Genomic DNA, 24,852 nt, shown 5'->3' on the forward strand with positions numbered 1-24,852 from the left:
AAGACGCGGCCAGCGTCGCATCAGGCATCGAGCGCAAAATGCCAGATGCGGCGTGAACGCCTTATCTGGCCTACGAACCGACGATAACTTAACGATCCCAGTAAGATTCTTCCAGGCTGTCTTCACGCTCCGGCAGCCCGCGCGTTAAGCGTGGAGAATGCTGGTTAAGCACCTGATAGCTCACACGGTTGGCGTATTTACACACCTGCGCTAATGACGAATACGTCAGCCAGGTGAATTTATGTTTGCTGGAATTTGGTACGTTGCTACGGTGATAACTGTTAGCGGTAATGTCATGCAACAGCGCCGCCAGCGCCCCATCTCCGGCACCGTTGGTGTTCATGATTTTTTCTGGTCCGCCCATATACGGCGCAATGTGCGAATAGACGCGCAGCGGATTCTGGCAATCCTTGTGGCGCATAGCACGGCTAAACTCATACTGGTTAAATTCCGCGATAGCGCCCGGCAGCAGCGGATGCTGGGTTTTGCGTTTCGCTTCGTCTTCAGTAAAGCCCGCCATATACAAACCGATTGGCCCGGCGGTACACAGCACCAGATCCACCCAGTCCAGCGCCTTGTCAGACGCCAGCAGCGGATCGCTCTCTCCGGTCAACGCTTCGGCTTCTTCTTCGTTCATCGCAAGGATGGAAACGTGTTCTTTGAGGAATTGCTGCCACCACTGCGGATTCTCGGCGATGACAAATTTAGTCCCCAGCGTCAGCACCACCGGCACGTTATATTTCTTCGCGTACTCAATGGCTTTCATGGTCGCTTCCGGCATCGGTTCGCCCGGCTTGCAGCGCACCAGATATGAGGTGAGTACCAGCGCCGACGCTCCGGCAATCACATCTTCCGGAATGCTTTCTGCCCGTAGCTGGTTCATGTGGCCAGGGCTAATGGCAAAAGTGCGTTCGCCAGACTCGCCAATCAGCGTAAAGCAGCGTCCAATCGGGCCGTCTACGCCTTGCAGATAGTTAAGATCGGTACGGCTGGAGGTATTACACAAATAACGATAGGCGTAGCTGCCAATTTCAATATTGCTGCACATCACGCCCAGTAGTACCGAGCGGTCATCCGCCAGTACCGAGTAGTTATGCATGGTGTTACCAATAGTGCCACCCGCAAACTGATGGGTAATCAGGTTTTTCTCTTTAAGTTCCTGATAGAGTGCTTCGGCAACATCATCTTCAATCACCAGTGAATGCCCGGCGCTTAATCCATAACGCTCAATAAATTCATCATCCACTTTTGCTTCAATATCTACCAACGTCTGGTCGATACCCACCACCCAGGCAGCGCTGGTTTCGTTTTCTGGCTGGATTTGCTGCAACAGCGGATCGCGTGCGTTTACAGGGAAGTAATGTTTGGATTTACGTTTACCGGGAAATTTCATGGTTGTTTTTACGGGTGGTTAACTGAGCGGCGAATGTTAACACAATCTCACGGGAACGCGCGAGATGCAGCCAGTTTCAATATCAGCAGACGAGATCGCATTATCATGGCAGAGCTTCCTTACAATGGCGTAATTTGAAAGGAGTTTTTCTATGAAGATGGAAAACAAATTACCCGCACTGGAACTGATTTCTGCCGAAATGAGGGCCGTTGTTAATACGCTTCAGCCTGATTTACCGCCCTGGCCCGCAGAAGGAACACTTGCCGAGCAGCGTCAGCATTACACGCTCGAGCGGCGATTCTGGAATGCGGGCGCTCCAGAAATGGAAACCAAGGATTACGCAGTTCCGACAAAATATGGACAAGTGGAGGCCCGTTTATTTTGTCCAAATTCAGATAGCCCAGCGACGCTATTTTATCTTCACGGCGGAGGTTTTATTCTCGGCAATCTCGATACTCACGATCGCATCATGCGCCTGCTGGCAATCTACACTCAGTGTACGGTGATTGGCATTGATTACACCCTTTCGCCAGAAGCGCGTTTTCCGCAGGCGATAGAGGAAATCGTGGCCGCCTGTTGTCACTTCCACCAGCAGGCGGGCGATTATCAAATTAATATGTCACATATTGGCTTTGCCGGTGATTCCGCTGGCGCAATGCTGGCGCTCGCCAGCGCCTTGTGGCTGCGGGATAAACAGATCGATTGCGGTAAGGTTGTGGGCGTTTTGCTGTGGTATGGACTTTATGGGTTACGGGATTCCGTGACTCGTCGCCTGCTGGGCGGTGCCTGGGATGGCTTAACGCAACAGGATTTGCAGATGTATGAAGAGGCATATTTAGGCAGCGAAGCGGATCGCGAGTCGCCGTATTACTGCCTGTTTAATAATGATCTCACTCGAAATGTGCCGCCCTGTTATATCGCCGGAGCGGAGTTCGATCCGCTGCTGGATGACAGTCGCCTGCTTTACCAGACGTTAGCGGCGCATCAGCAACCTTGTGAGTTCAAACTCTACTCCGGTACGCTGCACGCCTTTTTGCATTATTCACGGATGATGAAAACCGCCGACGATGCTCTACGCGACGGTGCTCGATTCTTTAGCGATAGGCTGCAACAAGATTAGCCATCATTTCGATATGTTCCGGTGTAGCATTAAGCGCCGGAATATATTCGTATTTTTTCCCGCCAGCGCCGAGGAAGACTTCACGGTTTTGCTCGGCAATCTCTTCCAGCGTCTCCAGACAATCCGCCGCAAAGCCCGGACACACCACCTGAATATGACCGACACCTTTTTCTCCGAGCATTTTCAACGTTTCATCGGTATAAGGCATCAGCCAGGGTTCCCGACCAAAGCGCGACTGAAAGGTCATCATCACTTTTTCCGGTGCCATCCCCAGTGCGGAAGCCAGTTCGCGAGTCGTTGTGCGGCAACGCTGCGGGTAATCATCACCTTCATCCGCGTAACGCTGAGGAATGCCATGATAAGAGAGCAGCAGCAGATCCGGCTCGCCATGTTTTTCGAAAGAGGCCCGCACGCTGTTCGCCAGCGCATTAATGTAATCGTGGTTATCGGCGTAATCACGAATAAACGAAATCCCCGGAATGCTACGCTTGCGCGCGAGAATGCGTGCAAGTTCATCCCACACAGCGCCAACCGTAGAGCAGGAGTATTGCGGATAGAGCGGCAGCACCACAATATGATCAACATGTTCTGCCAGTAGTTCATCGACGGCACTTTCCAGTGATGGCGAGCCGTAGCTCATGCCCAGCGCCACTGGCGTATCCGGTAAACGTTGTGCCAGCGCCTGCTGTTGCTGGCGGCTGTAAACCATCAGCGGCGAGCCGTCTTCCATCCAGACCGAGGCGTACAGCTTCGCCACGCGCGGTGAGCGCAGCGGCAAAATCACACCACGCAGCAACGGCCACCACAACAGCCGTGAGGTATCAACCACGCGTCTATCGCTTAAAAATTGTTTCAGATAGCGTTTTACCGCTTCAGGAGTGGGGGCATCGGGCGTCCCCAGGTTTGCCAGCAGGATACCGGTTTTAGTCTGACGCATTACCGCCTCTTATCGATTCAACTTGTTGATAATTGTAGCGGAAAAGTGAGGAAGAAGAACTAATTGCTGTGAGAGGCCTGGCCTGAGGAGGATACGCAGACCTGCCCGAGAGCAGATCTGCTGCGGCTTGATTAGCCGAGGATTTTTTCCAGAGCCGCGCGAACTTCAGCAACCGGTTTGGTGCCGTCAACTTTCGCGTATTTGGTGTTACCCGCTTCTGCTTCTTTGGAGTAGTAGCCAATCAGCGGTGCAGTCATCTGATGGTATTCAACCAGACGTTTACGTACGGTTTCTTCCTGATCGTCTTTACGAGTAGTCAGCTCTTCACCGGTCACGTCGTCTTTGCCTTCTACTTTCGGCGGATTGAATTTAACGTGATATACACGACCAGACGGCGCGTGAACGCGGCGGCCCACGATACGATCAACAATCAGTTCGTCCGGCACGTCGAATTCCAGAACGTAATCAACATTGATGCCCGCTTCTTTCATCGCGTCTGCCTGCGGAATGGTACGCGGGAAGCCGTCCAACAGGAAACCATTACGGCAATCTTCCTGAGCAATGCGCTCTTTAACCAGCGCGATCACCAGTTCATCGGTGACCAGTTTGCCAGCGTCCATGATGTCTTTAGCTTGTTTACCCAGCTCGGAGCCAGATTTGACTGCGGCACGCAGCATATCGCCAGTGGAGATTTGCGGAATACCATATTTCTCCATGATGAACTGAGCCTGAGTCCCTTTCCCCGCGCCCGGAGCGCCAAGCAGAATGATACGCATTGCGAAAATCCCCTTAAATTGTGTCGAATTTTTTGAAAAAGCGATAAACGATACCACCAACAGGCGATTGCCTCAAGAAAGGCGCCCGGGGCTGAAACGGTTAATGGTGAGATAATTTGCGGAAAGTGCAGAGGATGAAAAGAAAAATGCCGGATGACACGAAGGTCATCCGGCACCACATTCAGCTGTATGCCGGATAAAATTCATCCGGCATTACATCAGGAAACCAGTAACTGGTTCATACGACGAATAAACAGGTTCGGATCTTCCAGCGTACCGCGTTCTGCCAGCAGCGCCTGATCCAGCAGCAGTTCTACCCACTCGCTGAACTTGGCTTCATCTTCAGTATCTGCAGCACGTTTCACCAGTACGTGATCCGGGTTCAGTTCGAAGATGTATTTCACTTCTGGCACTTTCTGGCCCGCTGCGGCGAACAGTTTAGCCATCTGGGTGCTCATTTCGTCCGCGTCGGTAGAAACAATCGCTGGCGTATCGGTCAGACGGTGAGTCAAACGGACATCTTTCACGCGCTCGCCGAGCAGGGCTTTCACACGGTCGATGAATGGAGTCAGTGCTTTTTCCGCTTCCTTCGCACTTTCATCGACTTCATCAGCCAGTTTTTCCAGCGACTCGTCAACTTTAGACACTGACTGGAACGGTTTACCGTCGAACTCAGTCAGATAGTTCATCATCCACTCATCGATGCGGTCGGAAAGCAGCAGAACTTCGATGCCTTTCTTACGCAGCAGTTCCAGGTGCGGGCTGCTCTTCGCTGCCGCATAGCTGTCTGCGGTGATGTAGTAGATTTTCTCCTGCCCTTCTTTCATGCGGGAAACGTAGTCTTCCAGAGACACGGTCTGCGCAGAAGAATCGGTATGGGTAGACGCAAAACGCAGCAGTTTGGCGATCGCTTCCTGGTTAGCGAAATCTTCCGCCGGACCTTCTTTCAGTACCAGGCCAAACTGTTGCCAGAAGGTCTGGTATTTTTCCGCGTCGTCTTTCGCCAGTTTTTCCAGCATTTGCAGCACACGCTTGGTCAGCGCATTGCGCAGATTGCGGGTTACGGTGCTGTCCTGGAGGATTTCACGGGAAACGTTCAGCGGCAGATCGCTGGAGTCAATCAGACCACGCACGAAGCGCAGATAGTTCGGCATGAACTGTTCTGCGTCGTCCATGATGAACACGCGCTGGACGTACAGTTTCAGGCCGTGTTTATGATCGCGGTTCCACATATCCCACGGTGCCTGCGACGGGATGTACAGCAGGCTGGTGTACTCCTGCTTACCTTCAACGCGGTTGTGGCTCCAGGTCAGCGGATCGTTAAAGTCGTGGGCGATGTGTTTGTAAAACTCTTTGTACTCTTCATCGGTGATTTCCGACTTGTTACGGGTCCACAGCGCCTGCGCTTTGTTGATTTTCTCCCAGGAGATAACGGTTTCGCCGTCTTTCTCTTCGCGTTTTTCGATCTCTACCGGCAGCGCGATATGGTCGGAGTATTTGCTGATGATGGAACGCACGCGCCAGTCATCGAGGAACTCGTCTTCGCCTTCACGCAGATGCAGGGTGATTTCAGTACCACGATCTTCTTTGGTGATGTCGGCAACGGTGTATTCACCTTCACCAGCCGATTCCCAGAACACGCCGTTTTCTGGTTTTTCGCCCGCCGCACGAGTACGCACGGTCACTTTATCGGCCACGATAAACGCAGAGTAGAAACCAACACCGAACTGACCGATCAGCTGGCTGTCTTTTGCCTGGTCAGAGCCCAGGGATTCGAGGAATGATTTGGTGCCGGATTTAGCGATAGTCCCCAGATGGTCAATCACTTCGTCGCGGGTCATCCCCACGCCGTTATCGGAGATGGTCAGCGTGCGCTTGTCTTTATCGAAAGAAACACGAACGCGCAGTTCGCCGTCACCTTCGTACAGATCCGGGTTAGAGAGCGCGCGGAAACGCAGCTTGTCCGCCGCATCGGAGGCGTTAGAGATAAGCTCACGCAGGAAGATTTCTTTATTGGAATACAGAGAATGGATCATCAGGTGCAGAAGCTGTTTCACTTCTGACTGAAAACCACGAGTTTCTTGTCCTTTCATGTAGGTCTACCTCAATAATGCCATTTTAAGGTTAAAAACAGGATGAGGGGTAAATGGGGACAAGGAAGGATAATTTCAAGCGAGAGCAGGTGATCCTGCTCTCGTTTGCTTAAAAACGAATCTTATGACGCCCGGCAAGGGAGTGTGACAGCGTGGTGCCATCGACCATTTCCAGCTCGCCGCCAACCGGTACGCCATGAGCGATTCGGCTGGCTTCCACGTCATATTGCGCGCAAAGCTCGGCAATGTAGTTAGCGGTGGCTTCACCTTCGACCGTCGGGTTGGTGGCGAGGATCACTTCGGTGATTTTTTCTGCCGCCAGACGCTGTTCCAGTCGATCAAGTCCGATATCATCCGGGCCAATACCGTCCAGCGGTGACAGATGCCCCATCAACACAAAATAACGACCGGAAAACTGCCCCGTCTGCTCAATGGCGTAGATGTCCGCCGGACTCTCCACCACGCAGATTTGACCGTTTTCCTGACGACGCGGATTTGAACAGATGTTACAGACTTCCTGTTCAGTGAAGGTCCGACAATCGGCGCAGTGGCCGATTTCCGACATCGCCCGGGTGAGCGCCTGCGCCAGACGCATCCCGCCGCTACGATCGCGCTGAAGCAGCGTGAACGCCATACGCTGCGCCGACTTCGGGCCAACGCCCGGCAGACAGCGCAGTGCTTCCATAAGCTGTGTTAACAGCGGGCTGGTTTGCATCAGAACGGCATCTTAAAGCCTGGCGGCAGCTGCATTCCGGAGGAAACAGAGGCCATTTTTTCTTTCTGGGTTTCTTCGATGCGACGCGCTGCGTCGTTGAATGCCGCAGCGACCAAATCTTCCAGCATCTCTTTGTCGTCTTCCAGCAGGCTCGGGTCGATCTCTACGCGACGGCAGTTGTGAGCGCCATTGATGGTCACTTTCACCAGACCTGCGCCGGATTCGCCAGTCACTTCCAGCTTCGCGATTTCTTCCTGCATCTGCTGCATTTTTTCTTGCATCTGCTGGGCTTGCTTCATCAGGTTGCCCAGACCGCCTTTACCAAACATAGGTTTCTCTCTCAATCACGTTAAGGATGACGATCGTAAGCAGTGCTTACGATCAAATGGGGCGGATACTTTCTTCATCCAGCTCTGCATCAAAGAATCGACGCAGGGTCTGAATATTATTATCCGCAATAATGGACTCGCGCGCCTGCGCAAGTTTTTCTTCGTATATCGCCTGACGCCACTCCAGCGGCGTACGCACCGCGGGATTATCATCTTCAACGATAGTCAGTTCAACCGTTGAACCTTTTAACGTGCTCAACGCTTCAGCCAGTTTTTGCTGTGCGCCGCGGTTATTCAAATGCCGCTGAGAGGAGCGCAAATGCAGGCATACAGCGTTGTCGCTCTCCTCTTTCCAGGCATTTAACGCCACCTGCTCGACCAGTTTGGGTAGCGATAGTTGGCTCACCTGTGCCGCCCACGGGTCGCGCTCAATGGCTTCTGCCGCCAGCTTCGCCGCCAGTTCCGGCGTTTTTTCATGTTCCAGCGCTTTTTTTAGCGCCTTCGGCGTGGCGACCACTTCTTTTTGCTGCATCACTGGGGTGGTCGCCTTCCAGCGATACGCTTCTTTTTTGGCTGGCGCTTTTTCCAGCGCCGATGGCACAGGACGCGACTGAACGCGATCGGTGACCGAAGCCAGTCTTTCCAGCGCAGCGTTATTCACCGGCCGCGCGCGGGTAGCGGCTGCCGGTTCACTCTTTTTTGCTTTGGTTGCTCCCTGAGCGCGCTGCAGTTGCTGACGCGCCGCCAGCACCTGGCTGGTGGTTTCTGAGAGCGGTACAGTCGGTGCCTGCTGCGGCGCTGGTTGCGGTTGCGGCGGCACCTGGGTTGGCGTCATTACTGCCGTTGGCGCGACGGGCGCAAAGGACTGGCGTGGCACTTCTGGCTCAGGCAGCGGCATACGCGGATGGAACGCCAGCGCGCGCAGCAGTGTCATCTCAACGCCCATGCGGCGGTCCGGCGCATACGGTAATTCTTTGCGACCAATCAACAGCGTCTGATAGTAAAGCTGAATATCCGTCGGCGGTATGGTGCGCGCAAGTTCACGCATCCGCAACTCGATGGCGGCCATGTCGTTGCCAAGTGCAGCAGGCGAAAGTTGTACCATCGCAATGCGGTGCAACAGGCCGAGCATTTCCACCAACAACGCTTCCCACTCGATACCACGGGCAGCGGCTTCATTAATCAGCGCCATTACGCGCTCGCCGTTGGCCTCGACCATCGCTTCAACCAGCGACAGCGCCTGATCGTCGTCAAGCGTACCCAGCATCGCGCTTACTGACTGGGTCGAAACCTGGCCGTCGCCGCTGGCAATCGCCTGGTCGGTCAGACTTAAGGCATCTCGCAAACTGCCTTCGGCTGCGCGCGCCAGCAGTTGCAGTGCGCGTGGCTCGTGAGCGATATGTTCTTCGTTGAGGATGTGCTCAAGCTGGTGGCGAATTTGCTCGACATCCAGCGCCTTAAGATGGAATTGCAGACAGCGTGACAAAATCGTCACTGGCAATTTCTGCGGATCGGTCGTCGCCAGCAGGAACTTGACGTGCTCTGGCGGCTCTTCAAGGGTTTTTAACAGTGCGTTAAAGCTGTGACGCGACAGCATATGCACTTCGTCGATCAGATAGACTTTAAAACGACCACGCGCCGGAGCGTACTGAACGTTATCCAGCAGGTCGCGGGTATCTTCAACTTTAGTGCGCGAGGCGGCGTCGATTTCAATCAAATCGACAAAGCGCCCCTGCTCGATTTCACGGCAGTTATCGCATACGCCGCACGGCGTCGCGGTAATGCCGGTTTCGCAGTTTAGCCCCTTCGCCAGCAGTCGGGCGATAGAGGTTTTTCCGACGCCACGGGTGCCGGAAAAAAGATAAGCATGATGAATACGCCCTAACGACAAGCCGTTCGCCAGTGCGGTCAGCACATGTTCCTGGCCGACGACGTCAGCAAAGGTTTGTGGGCGCCATTTTCGGGCTAAGACCTGATAACTCATTGGCAGGCTCTGAAACGCTGGAAGGTGGATTCACGAAGGGGTAATGCTAACACAGCCCCGTCAGAACGGCGAGGCTGAATGTACAACTTGTGCTGCCCATGACGTGGGCTGGCGAAAATTAATGGCCCGGGAACGGGACAAGGCTATAACAGGTAATGCCCTGCTTTTCGAGGCGCTGTTCTCCGCCAAGATCGAACAGATTAATGATGAACGCAGCGTCAGTAACTTCACCACCTAAACGGCGGATCAGTTTAACCGTCGCTTCAATGGTGCCGCCTGTTGCCAGCAAATCATCAACCACCAGCACTTTGTCGCCAGGTTTAATGGCATCAACGTGGATTTCCAGCTTATCGGTGCCGTATTCCAGTTCATAAGATTCGTTGATAGTTTCGCGCGGCAGTTTGCCTGGTTTACGTACCGGCACAAAACCAACGCCCAGACCCAATGCTACCGGAGCGCCGAACAAGAAGCCACGAGCTTCAGTGCCGACAACTTTGGTAATGCCCGCATTTTTGTAACGCTCAACCAGTAAATCGATGCTGAGAGCGTAAGCTTTCGGGTCTTCCAGTAAGCTGGTGACATCACGGAAAAGAATGCCGGGTTTCGGGTAGTCCTGAATGCTTTTGATGCTATTTTTGAGATACTCAAGCTGCTGTGCAGTCGCGGTCATAAGTGTATGCCTGCTTGTTACGGTGGTACTCACGGCGCGTTTTAAACGAGTCAAAAGTAACAGTTGTTTAACCTTTGACCGCCTGCGCCTGTGCTCGAAAACGCCAGAATGTACTGGCTGTGGGCGATAATTGCAACAGCGATTGTTGTGCTTTGCCGTTTTTATTGCTTTTCATCAATCACCGGGATTCGCCACATAAAAATCAGCAAACAGCCGAGGATCACCAATAACAGAATCCGCACCCACGTCATATGGACGAACCAAAGTGAAATAGCAAAAGTCAGTAAAATAATGCATATCGCCCGAGGCTTTGCGCCGCGTGGCATTGCATGATATTTCTGCCAGAAGCGTAAATAGCTGCCAAACCATGAGCGGTACAGCAACCAGGCGTGGAAGCGCGGCGATGAACGGGCAAAGCACCAGGCGGCCAGTAGGATAAATGGCGTCGTCGGCAATACCGGTAATACCACGCCCAGCGTACCCAACACTACCGCCAGCCAGCCAATGATGATTAAAATGATTCGTTGCATATTATGTGTAGTCAGCATACAGAGTGGCTACTTTAGCATAACAATTATCATTTTCATTGAGGTCTTATCGTGAAAACTGCCCTGCTGCTGGAAAAACTGGAAGGTCAGCTCGCCACGCTGCGCCAGCGTTGTGCCCCGGTGGCGCAGTTCGCCACGTTAAGCGCCCGTTTCGACAGGCACCTTTTTCAGACCCGTGCGACAACGTTACAGGCGTACCTGGAAGAAGCGGGAGATAATTTGTCAGCGCTTCGCCATGCGGTTGAGCAACAGCAACTGCCGCAAGTCGCCTGGCTGGCAGAACATCTGGCGGCACAACTGGAAGCCATCGCGCGTGAAGCCGCAGCCTGGTCGCTACGCGAGTGGGATAGCGCACCACCAAAAATTGCCCGCTGGCAGCGTAAACGTATTCAGCATCAGGAGTTTGAACGACGGCTACGTGAAATGGTTGCCGAACGTAAAGCCCGTCTGGTGCGGGCGACCGATCTCGTGGAACAGCAAACGCTACATCGTGAAGTGGAAGCCTATGAAGCGCGCCTGGCGCGTTGCCGTCATGCGTTGGAAAAAATCGAAAACAGGTTAGCGCGTTTAACCCGCTAACAATGGAGAAAGTATGTCACTGGAAAATGCCCCTGACGATGTCAAACTGGCCGTCGATTTAATTGTGCTACTGGAAGAAAATCAAATCCCTGCCAGCACCGTGCTGCGCGCGCTGGATATTGTAAAGCGTGATTATGAAAAGAAATTAACGCGGGATGATGAGGCGAAAAGTGATAAATAAAAGGGGCCGCTAAATGTCCCCTAAGATTGCGGGCAAACGCAAAACTGCCTGATGCGCTACGCTTATCAGGCCTACACCGCTCCTGCAATATATTGAATTTTCGCGGTTTCGTAGGCCGGATAAGGCGGTCACGCCGCATCCGGCATGAACAACGCGCACTTTGTCAGCAATCTCGGGGGCAACTAAATGCCGCCCCTTTCGTTATTATCCTACCGCAGGCGTCGGATCGTCACCTTTGTAGTCACGTTTCACTTCCGTCACTTCATCGCCCTTCTCGTTATGCAAATGCACTTCAAGCTGGTTAAAGGCAATGTTGATGTCGTTTTCACGGCATAACTGATCGATAGTACGGTTCAGTTCATCGACGGTGCGGCTACGGTCGCGCAGTTCACGAACATACAAGCGCAGTTCGTGATCCAGCGTGCTGGCGCCAAATGCAGTAAAGAAGACTTCTGGCATTGGCTCGTGCATCACCCTTGGATGCTCTGTCGCTGCCTGGAGCAGGACTCTGCGGACTTTTTCCAGATCGGAGCCATAGGCCACGCCCAGACGGATCACCAGACGCGTGGTGGTATCAGTCAACGACCAGTTAATCAGACGCTCGGTAACAAACGCTTTGTTCGGGATGATCACTTCTTTGCGATCGAAATCGGTAATCGTTGTCGCACGAATACGGATCTTACTGACCGTCCCAGAGTAGGTACCAATGGTTACCGTATCGCCAATGCGCACCGGACGTTCGAACAAGATGATCAAACCGGAGACAAAGTTACCGAAGATCTCCTGTAAGCCAAAACCAAGACCTACGGATAATGCTGCTGCCAGCCACTGGAGTTTATCCCACGAGACGCCCAGCGATCCGAACACCGTCATCGCACCAACGGCAATGATGATGTAGTTAAGGATAGTGGTGATGGCATACGATGCTCCCTGGCGCATGTTCAGGCGCGACAGCACCAGCACTTCCAGCAAACCAGGCAGGTTGCGAATCAACGCCCAGGCCACCATTGAGACGATAATCGCAAACAACAGACTGCCCATGGTGACGTTTTTCACCACCGCAGCGCCAGCTTCAGTGCCGTTGTAATGCCAGAGCGTGATGCTGTCGAGATAGCTGAACACGGTGATCAAATCGGACCAAATTGCCCAGAACATGACACCGAACAGCGCAAACATCAGCAACATGGTAATACGCAGCGTCTGTTGGTTAACCTGCTCCAGCGCGATGGTGGGTTCTTCCGGCGGTTCGGCACCTTCTGCGCCCTCTTTCACCAGATTCTGCCGACGCGCCAGCGCACGACGCCAGGCGATACGCCGCGCCGCTACGCTTAAACCGCGCAATACTGTCTGGTAGAGCAGGTTCCAGATGATCACCAGATAAACGGTTTCAATCCAACGCCCGGAGAGGCGCAGCGTGGTGTAGAAGTAACCTGTAGCGGTCAGCACCATCAGCGCAATCGGGATAATCGACAGCACGGTAATGGTGACCAGTCGCATGGTGTGCGACTCTTTATCACGCCAGCTTTCGCGGCACATCGGCCACACCAGGAAGGCAATCAGCAGCAGGTTGAAGAAAATCATCGCCTGCCCCAGCACATCATCCATCAGATGCAGCGGGGAAAGTTCTGCCACCACAGACCAGAAATGGATCGGCAGCAACGCGAGGCTGATGCGGACAATTTGCCGACGCCAGTGGCTGGTCTGCTGTTCCGGCATACCAAAGTGACGCACGGCAACACCGTTTTTCTCCAGCACTTTCCAGCACAGGCCAAACACCAGCCAGAAAATCGCCAGTTTTTTGCTGAACGACCACAATAATTCACTGATGTTGAGTTGCATCGTCAGTAGAATCAGACCGACAGCGAGAATAATCAGGCACACCGGCAGTGCGCGGATCAGATCAATAAGAATCGCTTTTGGCGTATTGAGCTGGCTATCGTTACGCAGGGAACCTACCGCCGAAGCCAGTTTTTGTTGATATGCTTTCAGCCAGCCTAAACGCCAGTGAATCAGCCCTGCAATCAACAGCAGCGGCAAACCGGCAAGGAAAGCGATAAATACGGCGGGCCAGGCTTTTTTCCAGTTCACCGTAATTTTCATCGATTTAAACTCATCTTTCAGGGTTTGCGGGAACGCTTTGATCCAGTCCCAGTCCATCGGACGGTTACTGTTCACCCAAAAAATTTGCTGAGTCAGGATGGATTTCAGGTTTTTCGATACGCTCATTAACTGCTGCTGGTTGATTTGCAGGTTAATGGCCATCATCAGCTGGTTACCCAACTGTTTGTTAAGCTGATCCAACAGTTCGCGACGCATATCAACCACTTGCAATAACGCATCGTGAACTTCGCTGTTGACTTCGTTGGCGTGACCTTCTTCCAGCTTGCTGACGAACGCATCGCTCTGGAACAGCGCGTCACGTTGCTGGTTGACTTCAAACTGTTCGAGACGCAAGTCCGCGATGCGGTTGGTCATATTTTCCAGTTCATCCGCCGAGGGCAGCGTTTGTTGTTGCTGATAAAGAATGCGTGAAAGCAGCAGACTGCCCTTCAGGACAGAAATCTGCTCTTTGATGTTACGTTCCGATTGCAGCGCCCGCTCCAGCCAGTTTTTGACTTTGATGTTTTGCTGCATCAGGACATTACCGTTTTCGGTAGCGGTAATCAGACGCTGGCTTAATTGCTGGTTTATTTCCAGCTCCTGCTTCACCAGCGGATTAGCCTGAATACGCGCAGCTTCATCCGGGGTAACGGCTTCCTGCGCCGTTTTTTCGGTTAATGTCAGGCGCTTGCTGTTCACCGCCTCCTGCAACAGTTGTAGCTGATGTTCAAGTCGCGTACTGTTCGCCGTCACGTAATCACGCTGCTTTTGCAGGGTGTCCTGTAAGACAGTGTTCCCTTCCAGGCTTTTACGCTGTTGGTCAATCTCGGCATTCAGCAAAGCCTGCTGTGCCTGCATTAACACTTTCTGGCTGGGACGTAAGGCGGCTTCGCCGACCTCGGTTCCATCCAGGCGGCTGCGAATTTGTTGCAATTGCTGCGAGGCGGTATACATCGCATTTTGCACGCGTTCAGGCTGCGTCTGTAACGAAACTAACTGGCTGTTATAAGAAGCCAGATCATTTTGTGCATTCTGCAAATCGTCCAGCGCCTGGGAGACACGTAACTCCAACTGGCGCAACGATAGCGTACTCAGAATTTTGCGGGTTTCTTCGTCGTTATCCACATCGTTGAGCGCAGTTAACGCTGCGGTCGCTTGACGCATTTTCTCTGGCGCTTCGGCAACTTTTTGCCGTAATTGCACCGTTTCGTCTTTTATGCGATCGATTTTCTCGAGGGTGGCTAACGTGTCAGTAATATCTTGCTGCACCAGCTTGTCCTGGGCAGAAAGATCTTTTTGTTTATTCAGTGAGTCAAGTTGTGCCTGCAGGTCTGCTTTCGTCGGTAGATCACCATTCGATGACGCCCGCGCAAACGCCGTGTTCTGGCATAACAAGACAAGAACAAAAGCAATAAATGCTGAAAAAACAAAATGCCGTGATCGTTTGTAATACTGGAACATAGTCATGATGAATGAAGGTTTCTGAACCTGAAGAACGACCTGAACGAGTCGGGTGGCTAGAATATCACGGTGTAGAGAGCCAGAATAGCAACAGCGAAAATGTCCAGGATAAATCCTGGAGTCTGATTCAGGATTTTTCGTTGGCGGCGGGAGTACGAAGAGTCGGGCAAAGAAGATACATTTCCAACAAGATGGCTACGTAATCGCGGGCTTCTTTTTTGAGATCAAAAGATTGCGGTGCAAACAGCCAGTTTTCCATCAGGCCGGAAATATAACCGCGCATAATTATCGCCGCACGGCGCGTCATTAAATTGGTTGGTAATAATTTTTTTTCAATACAATGTCTTAACGTTTGCTCTATACGTTCATAACTTTCCAGACAGAGATTTCGTTGTGCCTGTTGGACAACCGCCATTTCTCCGACAAACTCGCATTTGTGGAAAATAATCTCCATCAATAATCGACGCCGTTCTTCCGTCACCGTCGATTCAAGCACATGAATTAGTATTTCTCTTAAAACTGAGAGTGGATCGTCAGGGAATTTTGCCTGATACTCAAGCTCTAGTTCACCAATATTGGACTCTGACAGCTCCCAGATCTCACTGAACAAATCCGACTTGTCTTTAAAATGCCAGTAGATTGCACCGCGCGTAACGCCTGCCGCTTTTGCAATCTCTCCCAGTGAGGTGGATGATACCCCCTGCTGTGAGAAAAGACGTAGCGCCACATCGAGGATGTGTTGACGCGTTTCTTGCGCTTCTTGTTTGGTTTTTCGTGCCATATGTTAGTGAATTTACAGGCGTTAGATTTACATACATTTATGAATGTATGTACCATAGCACGACGATAATATAAACGCAGCAATGGGTTTATCGACTTTTGACCATTGACCAATTTGAAATCGGACACTCGAGGTTTACATATGAACAAAAACAGAGGGTTTACGCCTCTGGCGATCGTTCTGATGCTCTCAGGCAGCTTAGCGCTTACAGGATGTGACGACAAACAGGCCCAACAAGGTGGCCAGCAGATGCCCGCCGTTGGGGTAGTAACAGTCAAAACTGAACCTCTGCAGATCACAACCGAGCTTCCGGGCCGCACCAGTGCTTTCCGGATCGCAGAAGTTCGTCCTCAAGTTAGCGGGATTATCCTGAAGCGTAATTTCAAAGAGGGTAGCGACATCGAAGCAGGTGTCTCTCTTTATCAGATTGATCCTGCTACCTACCAGGCGGCGTACGACAGTGCAAAAGGCGATCTGGCGAAAGCGCAGGCGGCAGCCAATATCGCGCAACTGACTGTTAATCGTTACCAGAAACTGCTGGGTACTCAGTACATCAGTAAGCAAGAGTACGATCAGGCGCTGGCTGATGCGCAACAGGCAAATGCGGCTGTCACTGCGGCAAAAGCGGCTGTTGAAACCGCGCGGATCAATCTGGCTTACACCAAAGTCACCTCTCCGATTACTGGCCGTATTGGTAAATCAAACGTGACGGAAGGTGCCCTGGTGCAAAACGGTCAGGCGACTGCGCTGGCAACCGTGCAGCAACTTGATCCTATCTATGTGGATGTTACCCAGTCCAGCAACGACTTCCTGCGTCTGAAACAGGAACTGGCAAACGGTACGCTGAAGCAAGAGAACGGCAAGGCCAAAGTCTCGCTGATCACCAGCGACGGCATTAAGTTCCCGCAGGACGGTACGCTGGAGTTCTCTGACGTGACTGTCGATCAGACCACTGGGTCTATCACTTTACGCGCTATCTTCCCGAACCCGGATCACACTCTGCTGCCGGGTATGTTCGTGCGCGCTCGTCTGGAAGAAGGGCTTAATCCTAACGCCATTTTAGTTCCGCAACAGGGTGTAACTCGTACACCACGCGGTGAGGCTACCGTTCTGGTGGTTGGCGCGGATGACAAAGTGGAAACCCGCCCAATCGTCGCAAGCCAGGCTATTGGCGATAAGTGGCTGGTGACAGAAGGTCTGAAAGCAGGCGACCGCGTAGTAATAAGTGGGCTGCAGAAAGTGCGTCCTGGTGTCCAGGTAAAAGCACAAGAAGTTACCGCTGATAATAACCAGCAAGCCGCAAGCGGTGCTCAGCCTGAACAGTCCAAGTCTTAACTTAAACAGGAGCCGTTAAGACATGCCTAATTTCTTTATCGATCGCCCGATTTTTGCGTGGGTGATCGCCATCATTATCATGTTGGCAGGGGGGCTGGCGATCCTCAAACTGCCGGTGGCGCAATATCCTACGATTGCACCACCGGCGGTCACGATCTCCGCTTCCTACCCCGGCGCTGATGCGAAAACAGTGCAGGACACGGTGACACAGGTTATCGAACAGAATATGAACGGTATCGATAACCTGATGTATATGTCCTCTAACAGTGACTCCACGGGTACTGTGCAGATCACCCTGACCTTTGAGTCTGGTACTGATGCGGATATCGCGCAGGTTCAGGTGCAGAACAAACTGCAACTGGCGATGCCGTTGCTGCCGCAAGAAGTACAGCAGCAAGGGGTGAGCGTTGAGAAATCTTCCAGCAGCTTCCTGATGGTTGTCGGTGTTATCAACACTGACGGCACCATGACGCAGGAAGATATCTCCGACTACGTAGCGGCAAATATGAAAGATGCCATTAGCCGTACGTCGGGCGTTGGTGACGTTCAGCTGTTCGGTTCACAGTACGCGATGCGTATCTGGATGAACCCGAATGAGTTGAACAAATACCAGCTAACGCCGGTTGATGTCATTACCGCTATCAAAGCACAGAACGCCCAGGTCGCAGCCGGTCAGCTCGGCGGTACACCGCCGGTGAAAGGCCAGCAGCTTAACGCCTCTATTATTGCTCAGACGCGTCTGACCTCTACTGAAGAGTTCGGCAAAATTCTGCTGAAAGTGAATCAGGATGGTTCCCGCGTGCTGCTGCGTGATGTGGCGAAGATTGAGCTGGGTGGTGAGAACTACGACATCATCGCGGAATTTAACGGACAACCGGCTTCTGGTCTGGGTATCAAGCTGGCAACCGGTGCGAACGCGCTGGAAACTGCTGCGGCAATCCGTGCTGAACTGGCGAAGATGGAGCCATTCTTCCCGTCAGGTCTGAAAATCGTTTATCCGTACGACACGACGCCGTTCGTGAAAATCTCTATTCACGAAGTGGTTAAAACCCTGGTCGAAGCGATCATCCTCGTGTTCCTGGTTATGTATCTGTTCCTGCAGAACTTCCGCGCGACGTTGATTCCGACCATTGCCGTACCGGTGGTATTGCTGGGGACCTTTGCCGTCCTTGCCGCCTTTGGCTTCTCGATAAACACGCTAACGATGTTCGGGATGGTGCTCGCCATCGGCCTGTTGGTTGATGACGCCATCGTTGTGGTAGAAAACGTTGAGCGTGTAATGGCGGAAGAAGGTTTGCCGCCGAAAGAAGCCACACGTAAGTCGATGGGACAGATTCAGGGCGCACTGGTGGGTATCGCGATGGTGCTGTCGGCGGTATTTATCCCGATGGCCTTCTTCGGCGGCTCTACTGGTGCAATCTATCGTCAGTTCTCCATTACCATTGTTTCGGCAATGGCACTGTCAGTGCTGGTGGCGTTGATCCTGACTCCGGCACTTTGTGCCACTATGCTGAAACCTATCGCTAAAGGCGATCACGGCGAAGGCAAAAAAGGCTTCTTCGGCTGGTTTAACCGCATGTTCGAGAAGAGCACGCACCACTACACCGACAGCGTAGGCGGTATTCTGCGCAGCACGGGGCGTTATCTGGTGCTGTATCTGATCATTGTGGTCGGCATGGCTTATCTGTTTGTACGTCTGCCAAGTTCCTTCTTGCCAGATGAAGACCAGGGTGTATTTATGACCATGGTCCAACTGCCAGCGGGTGCGACGCAGGAACGTACGCAGAAAGTGCTCAATGAGGTGACGGATTACTATCTGACCAAAGAGAAGAACAACGTTGAGTCGGTATTCGCCGTTAACGGCTTCGGCTTTGCGGGACGTGGTCAGAACACCGGTATTGCGTTCGTTTCGTTGAAGGACTGGGCTGACCGTCCGGGTGATGAAAACAAAGTTGAAGCGATTACCACGCGTGCAACGCGCGCTTTCTCGCAGATTAAAGATGCGATGGTCTTCGCCTTTAACCTGCCTGCGATTGTGGAACTGGGTACGGCAACGGGCTTCGACTTTGAGCTGATTGACCAGGCGGGCCTCGGTCACGAAAAACTGACTCAAGCGCGTAACCAGCTGCTGGGCGAAGCGGCGAAACATCCTGATCTGTTGACCAGCGTGCGTCCAAACGGTCTGGAAGATACTCCGCAGTTCAAGATTGATATCGACCAGGAGAAAGCTCAGGCACTGGGTGTTTCTATTAACGATATTAACACTACCCTGGGCGCTGCATGGGGCGGCAGCTACGTGAACGACTTTATCGACCGCGGTCGTGTGAAAAAAGTTTACGTCATGTCAGAAGCAAAATACCGCATGCTGCCGGAAGATATCGGTAACTGGTATGTGCGTGCTGCTGATGGCCAGATGGTGCCGTTCTCGGCATTCTCATCTTCGCGTTGGGAGTACGGTTCGCCGCGTCTGGAACGTTACAACGGCCTGCCATCCATGGAGATCTTAGGCCAAGCGGCACCAGGTAAGAGTACCGGTGAAGCAATGGCGCTGATGGAACAACTGGCGAGCAAACTGCCTACCGGTGTTGGCTACGACTGGACGGGGATGTCCTATCAGGAACGTCTCTCCGGCAACCAGGCGCCGTCGCTGTATGCGATTTCGTTGATTGTCGTGTTCCTGTGTCTGGCGGCATTGTACGAGAGCTGGTCGATTCCGTTCTCCGTTATGCTGGTCGTGCCGCTGGGGGTTATCGGTGCGTTGCTGGCAGCCACCTTCCGCGGCCTGACCAACGACGTTTACTTCCAGGTGGGCCTGCTCACAACCATTGGGTTGTCGGCGAAGAACGCGATACTTATCGTCGAATTCGCCAAAGACTTGATGGATAAAGAAGGTAAAGGTCTGATTGAAGCAACTCTGGATGCGGTGCGGATGCGTTTACGCCCAATCCTGATGACTTCACTGGCATTTATCCTCGGTGTTATGCCGCTGGTTATCAGCACCGGTGCTGGTTCCGGCGCGCAGAACGCAGTAGGTACTGGTGTAATGGGCGGGATGGTGACCGCAACGGTACTGGCGATCTTCTTCGTTCCGGTGTTCTTCGTGGTGGTTCGCCGCCGCTTTAGCCGCAAAAATGAAGATATCGAACATAACCATACAGTCGATCATCATTGATTAACGTCGTAATCACTAAGGCCGCGCAAGCGGCCTTTTTTATACGCGTAATCTTAATGTTGAAATGTTTATAGTTAATGATTTCAAACGTAAGTTAGTTTTAACACCGCATAAAATTCATAAAAAATACTTATTGTTAGTTAATTTATATTAAGTCGTACCGATGGATTTAATAACCCCCAGGCATCTAGAGGCTATTCTTAATTATTTGCGGCAATTCTTTATTTGTTCATGTCAATTACATCATAATCAGAGTAATCCTGGGTATTAGTGTGACAAATCGTCAGACCATTTTATCACTCTCAAACATCCTGATTACATTATGTTATGAATAGCATCAGACAAAGTGCTTTAGCCATTACGTCGTCAGCGCTGGAATGAGGAAGAGAGTCTTTTCCCTTCCCTCCTCCTAATTGTAATTTTTCGTAATAATACGATGAAAACCGCCAAAGAGTAGCTTATAGTTAATCTAACAAGTGAGAGGGCAGGCCAGGTCTGTAAGTTTTCCATCCCAAAAGGTGTCCGTTAGTTCAACCGCTAAGAAGGGGGACGCGTTATGGATGAATACTCACCAAAAAGACATGATGTCGCGCAGCTTAAATTTCTCTGCGAAACCTTGTATCATGACTGTCTTGCAAACCTTGAAGAAAGTAACCATGGTTGGGTTAACGACCCTACCTCGGCCATCAATCTGCAGCTTAATGAACTCATTGAACATATAGCAACCTTCGCACTTAATTACAAAATTAAGTATAATGAAGACAATAAGCTCATTGAGCAGATAGATGAATATCTGGACGACACCTTTATGTTGTTCAGTAGTTATGGTATTAATATGCAGGATCTCCAGAAATGGCGGAAGTCAGGTAACCGACTGTTCCGTTGTTTTGTGAATGCCACTAAAGAGAATCCTGCGAGTTTATCTTGTTAGAATTATTACAACCATGGGTAGAAGTATGTCCGATAAACCTTTAACGAAAACCGATTATTTGATGCGTCTGCGTCGTTGCCAGACAATTGACACGCTAGAGCGTGTTATCGAGAAAAATAAATACGAATTATCAGATAATGAACTGGCGGTATTTTACTCAGCCGCAGATCACCGCCTCGCAGAATTGACCATGAATAAACTGTACGACAAGATCCCCTCCTCTGTATGGAAATTTATTCGGTAATTAAATAGCAGACATTCGAAAATGTAACCGACTGTTTATTAACATTATTATATTATTCGCAATGAAAGCATACTGCATGTGACCTTCATCACATTCGGAAAACGGGAACGTTCTCTTAACTGACTATTCGCATTACCGTGTTGCCGCATTTTCAGCAACGGGAGGTCAGTAATGAGCACAGAAAAAGAAAAAATGATTGCTGGTGAGTTGTATCGCTCGGCAGATGAGGAGTTATCTCGCGATCGCCTGCGCGCTCGTCAGCTTATTCACCAATACAATCACTCCGCACCGGAAGAACAAACATTACGCCAGAAAATTCTCACCGATTTATTCAGTCAGGTAGCAGATGCTTATATTGAACCCTCTTTTCGCTGCGACTATGGCTATAACATTTTTTTGGGCAAAGGATTTTACGCCAACTTCGATTGCGTGATGCTCGATGTCTGCCCAATTCGTATCGGTGATAATTGCATGTTGGCACCAGGTGTTCACATTTATACCGCAACGCACCCTGTCGACCCAGTAGCCCGTAATAGTGGCGCTGAACTGGGGAAACCTGTGACTATCGGTAATAACGTCTGGATTGGCGGACGTGCTGTCATCAACCCTGGTGTAACCATTGGCGATAACGTCGTGGTGGCCTCTGGCGCCGTCGTCACAAAAGATGTTCCGGCTAACGTTGTCGTGGGCGGTAACCCGGCTACTGTCATTAAAAAACTGTAACCATAGTTGCAACTGTTATGCAAAATTGTGGTTAATCTGTTACTTTCATCATATGATTCCCACGTTAAAATAGGGTGTTCCCTGAAAAGTTGCAGATACCACAAAGGCAAAAAATGACTGAAATACAACGCCTGCTGACCGAAACAATTGATGCACTAAATGCACACGAAAAACGCGATAATAAACCTCGCTTTAGTATCAGTTTTATCCGTAAACATCCGGGGCTGTTTATCGGTATGTATGTCGCTTTTTTTGCCACTCTGGCTGTGATGTTACAGTCTGAAACGCTGGTTGGTTCAGTCTGGCTCCTGGTGGTATTGTTCATCCTGCTTAACGGTTTCTTCTTTTTTGACGTTTATCCGCGTTACCATTACGAAGATATCGACGTTCTTGATTTCCGGGTTTGCTACAACGGCGAATGGTACAATACACGCTTTGTTCCAACTGCATTGGTCGACGCTATTCTGAACTCGCCGCGTGTCGCGAACATCCACAAAGAACAGTTGCAGAAAATGATCGCTCGTAAAGGTGAGTTGTCCTTTTACGATATTTTCACTCTCGCCCGCACCGAAGCGACACCATAAGTTGTATCGCCCTCACCAGGCGTAAACATCCGCGCCTGGTGAATTGACAACAATCGTTGCCACAACGCATTTAACGAAACTCCCCCGCATCACTTATCTTTTGCATGCCCTTATTCGCTATCGGATATACTTTCCCTACACTGCGTAAATAAGGACATGCTGGTGAGAACACGACATCTGGTCAGCCTAATTTCAGGAGTACTGATCCTTTCCGTACTTCTACCAGTGGGCTTAAGCATCTGGCTGGCTCATCAACAGGTAGAAACGTCATTTGTTGAGGAGCTACATACCTACTCATCCCGCGTCGCTATTCGCGCCAACAAAGTGGCGTCGCAAGGGAAAGATGCACTACAAAAACTGGAAAAATGGCAAGGCGCAGCCTGTAGCAAGGCTCATCTAATGGAAATGCGCCGGGTATCTTATAGTTATCGTTATATTCAGGAAGTGGTCTATGTTGATAACAACGTGCCTCAGTGCTCTTCTCTGGAACATGAAAGTCCGCCAGATACCTTCCCCGAGCCAGGTAAAATATCGAACGATGGTTATCGGGTATGGTTAACCTCGCACAACGATTTAGGTATTACCCGCTACATGGTTGCAATGGGAACTGCACATTACATAGTGATGATTGACCCCGCCTCATTTATAGATGTGATTCCTTATAGCTCGTGGCAAATTGATGCCGCGATTATTGGCAATGTGCATAACATTATCATTACCAGCAGTGACGAAATAGCCCAGGGAATTATTACCCAGCTGCAAAAAACACCGGGTGAACACATCGAAAAGAATGGAATCATTTACGATATCCTGCCTCTCCCCGAGATGAATATTTCCATAATCACCTGGGCTTCGACAAAAACGTTACAAAAAGGTTGGCATCGGCAGGTCTTTATCTGGTTGCCTGTCGGATTGTTAATTGGCCTACTGGCGGCAATGTTCGTCCTGCGGATTTTACGCCGTATCCAGTCACCGCATCATCGCCTGCAAGATGCTATCGAAAACCGCGATATTTGCGTGCACTATCAGCCTATTATCTCCTTATCGAATGGAAAGATTGTCGGAGCCGAAGCGCTGGCGCGCTGGCCGCAGACAGACGGTAGCTGGTTGTCACCGGATAGTTTTATCCCGCTGGCGCAACAAACGAGCCTGTCAGAATCTCTGACTCTGCTTATTATCAAAACGGTCTTTGAAGATATGGGCGACTGGCTGCGTCAGCATCCGCAGCAACATATTTCGATCAATCTTGAATCCACTGTGCTCACCTCGGAAAAAATCCCGCAATTGCTGCGTGAAATGATCAATCACTACCAGGTCAATCCCAAACAGATCGCTCTTGAACTCACTGAACGCGAGTTTGCTGATCCAAAAATCAGCGCCCCGGTAATCTCCCGATATCGACAGGTTGGTCATGAAATTTATCTTGATGATTTTGGTACCGGTTATTCGAGCTTAAGTTATTTGCAGGATCTGGATGTCGATATTCTGAAGATCGATAAATCTTTTGTTGATGCGCTGGAATATAAAAATGTCACACCGCATATCATCGAAATGGCAAAAACGCTGAAACTTAAAATGGTGGCGGAAGGGATCGAAACCAGCAAACAGGAAGAGTGGCTACGCCAGCATGGCGTGCATTACGGCCAGGGATGGTTGTACAGCAAAGCATTACCGAAAGAGGAGTTTATACGCTGGGCAGAACGCCATCTGTGAATTTTGGGGCTGGCGGCACGCCGCACAGCCCGTCACGCTACTCGTCAATGATTGACTCGAACCCACCGTAGATCATTCGTTTACCATCAAACGGCATGGACTCACCGAACTCTTTCATCCGTGGGTCCGACATCATCTTCTGATTGGCAGCGTCGCGGACCTCTTTTGAAGGGTATTCAATCCAGCTAAAAACCACTTCCTCATTCTCTTCCGCTTTGACCGCCATACGAAAATCGGTCACTTTGCCATTCGGTACATCGCTGGCCCAGCATTCAACAATGCGCAGGGCGCCAAACTCTTTAAACAGCGGCGCGGCCTTTGCGGCCATTTCACGATAGGCATCCTTTTTGTCGGCAGGAACAGCAACCACAAAACCATCAACATACTTCATCAGACATACCTCCGAAGCGTACCGTGCAGCCAGAAAATTCTTGCGGCATCAGTCGTGGTTAAAGTTTAGCCACATTGAGATTTTTTGACGAA

General features: G+C 51.2%; 22 protein-coding genes and 1 other annotated feature. Of the genes, 10 read left to right on the forward strand and 12 right to left on the reverse strand.

The window, feature by feature from the left end; translation table 11 throughout:
- Positions 1-88 precede the first annotated feature (88 nt).
- Complete coding sequence (gene gsk, locus D9738_RS12395) at positions 89-1,393, reverse strand: inosine/guanosine kinase (RefSeq protein WP_130206313.1); 1,305 nt, start codon at positions 1,391-1,393, stop codon at positions 89-91.
- A 151-nt stretch (positions 1,394-1,544) separates the two neighbouring features.
- Here gsk and aes point away from each other — a divergent pair, with 151 nt between their 5' ends.
- Complete coding sequence (gene aes / locus D9738_RS12400; protein ID WP_130260290.1) at positions 1,545-2,513, forward strand: acetyl esterase; 969 nt, start codon at positions 1,545-1,547, stop codon at positions 2,511-2,513.
- Here aes and hemH read toward each other — a convergent pair.
- From hemH to D9738_RS12440, 8 genes are all read right to left on the reverse strand, one after another.
- Positions 2,488-3,450 (reverse strand): ferrochelatase, encoded by a 963-nt coding sequence (hemH, locus tag D9738_RS12405; protein WP_130260291.1) that lies wholly within the window; start codon positions 3,448-3,450, stop codon positions 2,488-2,490. The two genes, aes and hemH, sit on opposite strands and share 26 nt — an antisense overlap.
- A gap of 131 nt (positions 3,451-3,581) precedes the next feature.
- On the reverse strand, positions 3,582-4,226 hold the full coding sequence (gene adk, locus D9738_RS12410) for an adenylate kinase (RefSeq protein ID WP_001313630.1): 645 nt from the start codon (positions 4,224-4,226) through the stop codon (positions 3,582-3,584).
- Positions 4,227-4,444: 218 nt separating this feature from the next.
- A complete protein-coding gene (gene htpG / locus D9738_RS12415; protein ID WP_000678201.1) occupies positions 4,445-6,319 on the reverse strand; it encodes a molecular chaperone HtpG in 1,875 nt (624 codons plus the stop codon).
- 109 nt (positions 6,320-6,428) lie between these two features.
- On the reverse strand, positions 6,429-7,034 hold the full coding sequence (gene recR / locus D9738_RS12420) for a recombination mediator RecR (RefSeq protein WP_130206305.1): 606 nt from the start codon (positions 7,032-7,034) through the stop codon (positions 6,429-6,431).
- A complete protein-coding gene (locus D9738_RS12425) occupies positions 7,034-7,363 on the reverse strand; it encodes a YbaB/EbfC family nucleoid-associated protein (protein WP_001515903.1) in 330 nt (109 codons plus the stop codon). The genes recR and D9738_RS12425 overlap by 1 nt, the downstream gene beginning before the upstream one ends.
- A 52-nt stretch (positions 7,364-7,415) precedes the next feature.
- Entirely contained in the window at positions 7,416-9,347 is a 1,932-nt protein-coding gene (dnaX, locus tag D9738_RS12430) for a DNA polymerase III subunit gamma/tau (protein ID WP_130206303.1), read from the reverse strand.
- Positions 8,019-8,083 (reverse strand) — a sequence feature (DnaX frameshifting element). It overlaps the preceding gene by 65 nt.
- Before the next feature lie 118 nt (positions 9,348-9,465).
- A complete protein-coding gene (gene apt, locus D9738_RS12435) occupies positions 9,466-10,017 on the reverse strand; it encodes an adenine phosphoribosyltransferase (protein ID WP_064529079.1) in 552 nt (183 codons plus the stop codon).
- Positions 10,018-10,178: 161 nt separating this feature from the next.
- Positions 10,179-10,547, reverse strand: coding sequence for a DUF454 family protein (locus tag D9738_RS12440; RefSeq protein WP_130215613.1), 369 nt, complete (start codon positions 10,545-10,547; stop codon positions 10,179-10,181).
- A gap of 69 nt (positions 10,548-10,616) precedes the next feature.
- Between D9738_RS12440 and priC the strand changes: the two genes are divergently transcribed.
- Both priC and rsmS read left to right on the forward strand, forming a co-directional pair.
- Positions 10,617-11,144 (forward strand): primosomal replication protein N'', encoded by a 528-nt coding sequence (priC, locus tag D9738_RS12445; RefSeq protein WP_130206301.1) that lies wholly within the window; start codon positions 10,617-10,619, stop codon positions 11,142-11,144.
- A gap of 13 nt (positions 11,145-11,157) precedes the next feature.
- A complete protein-coding gene (rsmS, locus tag D9738_RS12450) occupies positions 11,158-11,325 on the forward strand; it encodes a pleiotropic regulatory protein RsmS (RefSeq protein WP_000051154.1) in 168 nt (55 codons plus the stop codon).
- A gap of 204 nt (positions 11,326-11,529) precedes the next feature.
- Here rsmS and mscK read toward each other — a convergent pair whose 3' ends face one another.
- Together mscK and acrR are read right to left on the reverse strand one after the other, a co-directional pair.
- A complete protein-coding gene (gene mscK / locus D9738_RS12455) occupies positions 11,530-14,892 on the reverse strand; it encodes a mechanosensitive channel MscK (RefSeq protein WP_130260292.1) in 3,363 nt (1,120 codons plus the stop codon).
- Between the two features lie 121 nt (positions 14,893-15,013).
- On the reverse strand, positions 15,014-15,667 hold the full coding sequence (gene acrR, locus D9738_RS12460; RefSeq protein WP_130206295.1) for a multidrug efflux transporter transcriptional repressor AcrR: 654 nt from the start codon (positions 15,665-15,667) through the stop codon (positions 15,014-15,016).
- Between the two features lie 141 nt (positions 15,668-15,808).
- Between acrR and acrA the strand changes: the two genes are divergently transcribed.
- From acrA to D9738_RS12495, 7 genes are all read left to right on the forward strand, one after another.
- A complete protein-coding gene (gene acrA / locus D9738_RS12465; protein ID WP_130206293.1) occupies positions 15,809-17,002 on the forward strand; it encodes a multidrug efflux RND transporter periplasmic adaptor subunit AcrA in 1,194 nt (397 codons plus the stop codon).
- Positions 17,003-17,024: 22 nt separating this feature from the next.
- Positions 17,025-20,174 carry an efflux RND transporter permease AcrB gene (gene acrB / locus D9738_RS12470; protein ID WP_130206291.1) on the forward strand — a complete coding sequence of 1,050 codons (3,150 nt, stop codon included), beginning with the start codon at positions 17,025-17,027 and terminating at the stop codon, positions 20,172-20,174.
- A gap of 556 nt (positions 20,175-20,730) precedes the next feature.
- Positions 20,731-21,105, forward strand: coding sequence for an Hha toxicity modulator TomB (gene tomB, locus D9738_RS12475; protein WP_021532618.1), 375 nt, complete (start codon positions 20,731-20,733; stop codon positions 21,103-21,105).
- Between the two features lie 25 nt (positions 21,106-21,130).
- Complete coding sequence (locus D9738_RS12480; protein ID WP_001280991.1) at positions 21,131-21,349, forward strand: HHA domain-containing protein; 219 nt, start codon at positions 21,131-21,133, stop codon at positions 21,347-21,349.
- Between the two features lie 171 nt (positions 21,350-21,520).
- Positions 21,521-22,072: a maltose O-acetyltransferase gene (gene maa, locus D9738_RS12485; RefSeq protein ID WP_130260293.1), complete on the forward strand. Its 552-nt coding sequence runs from the start codon at positions 21,521-21,523 to the stop codon at positions 22,070-22,072.
- Positions 22,073-22,185: 113 nt separating this feature from the next.
- The gene (locus D9738_RS12490; protein ID WP_130206287.1) at positions 22,186-22,656 is read left to right on the forward strand and encodes a YlaC family protein; all 471 of its coding nucleotides are present in this window, start codon (positions 22,186-22,188) and stop codon (positions 22,654-22,656) included.
- Between the two features lie 162 nt (positions 22,657-22,818).
- Entirely contained in the window at positions 22,819-24,369 is a 1,551-nt protein-coding gene (locus D9738_RS12495) for an EAL domain-containing protein (RefSeq protein ID WP_130260294.1), read from the forward strand.
- Positions 24,370-24,406: 37 nt separating this feature from the next.
- Here D9738_RS12495 and D9738_RS12500 read toward each other — a convergent pair whose 3' ends face one another.
- On the reverse strand, positions 24,407-24,760 hold the full coding sequence (locus D9738_RS12500) for a DUF1428 domain-containing protein (RefSeq protein ID WP_064529090.1): 354 nt from the start codon (positions 24,758-24,760) through the stop codon (positions 24,407-24,409).
- Positions 24,761-24,852 lie beyond the last annotated feature (92 nt).

Origin of the sequence: Escherichia sp. E10V5 (assembly GCF_004212315.1) — a bacterium.
GTDB lineage: Bacteria > Pseudomonadota > Gammaproteobacteria > Enterobacterales > Enterobacteriaceae > Escherichia.

Coding starts and splice junctions, on each gene's coding strand:
- D9738_RS12480 (WP_001280991.1), top strand. CDS start 21,131: ATGTCCGATAAACCTTTAACGAAAACCGATTATTTGATGCGTCTGCGT.
- mscK (WP_130260292.1), bottom strand. CDS start 14,892: ATGACTATGTTCCAGTATTACAAACGATCACGGCATTTTGTTTTTTCA.
- rsmS (WP_000051154.1), top strand. CDS start 11,158: ATGTCACTGGAAAATGCCCCTGACGATGTCAAACTGGCCGTCGATTTA.
- apt (WP_064529079.1), bottom strand. CDS start 10,017: ATGACCGCGACTGCACAGCAGCTTGAGTATCTCAAAAATAGCATCAAA.
- gsk (WP_130206313.1), bottom strand. CDS start 1,393: ATGAAATTTCCCGGTAAACGTAAATCCAAACATTACTTCCCTGTAAAC.
- acrR (WP_130206295.1), bottom strand. CDS start 15,667: ATGGCACGAAAAACCAAACAAGAAGCGCAAGAAACGCGTCAACACATC.
- recR (WP_130206305.1), bottom strand. CDS start 7,034: ATGCAAACCAGCCCGCTGTTAACACAGCTTATGGAAGCACTGCGCTGT.
- hemH (WP_130260291.1), bottom strand. CDS start 3,450: ATGCGTCAGACTAAAACCGGTATCCTGCTGGCAAACCTGGGGACGCCC.
- D9738_RS12490 (WP_130206287.1), top strand. CDS start 22,186: ATGACTGAAATACAACGCCTGCTGACCGAAACAATTGATGCACTAAAT.
- adk (WP_001313630.1), bottom strand. CDS start 4,226: ATGCGTATCATTCTGCTTGGCGCTCCGGGCGCGGGGAAAGGGACTCAG.
- D9738_RS12440 (WP_130215613.1), bottom strand. CDS start 10,547: ATGCAACGAATCATTTTAATCATCATTGGCTGGCTGGCGGTAGTGTTG.
- acrB (WP_130206291.1), top strand. CDS start 17,025: ATGCCTAATTTCTTTATCGATCGCCCGATTTTTGCGTGGGTGATCGCC.
- D9738_RS12500 (WP_064529090.1), bottom strand. CDS start 24,760: ATGAAGTATGTTGATGGTTTTGTGGTTGCTGTTCCTGCCGACAAAAAG.
- maa (WP_130260293.1), top strand. CDS start 21,521: ATGAGCACAGAAAAAGAAAAAATGATTGCTGGTGAGTTGTATCGCTCG.
- D9738_RS12425 (WP_001515903.1), bottom strand. CDS start 7,363: ATGTTTGGTAAAGGCGGTCTGGGCAACCTGATGAAGCAAGCCCAGCAG.
- acrA (WP_130206293.1), top strand. CDS start 15,809: ATGAACAAAAACAGAGGGTTTACGCCTCTGGCGATCGTTCTGATGCTC.
- htpG (WP_000678201.1), bottom strand. CDS start 6,319: ATGAAAGGACAAGAAACTCGTGGTTTTCAGTCAGAAGTGAAACAGCTT.
- dnaX (WP_130206303.1), bottom strand. CDS start 9,347: ATGAGTTATCAGGTCTTAGCCCGAAAATGGCGCCCACAAACCTTTGCT.
- tomB (WP_021532618.1), top strand. CDS start 20,731: ATGGATGAATACTCACCAAAAAGACATGATGTCGCGCAGCTTAAATTT.
- aes (WP_130260290.1), top strand. CDS start 1,545: ATGAAGATGGAAAACAAATTACCCGCACTGGAACTGATTTCTGCCGAA.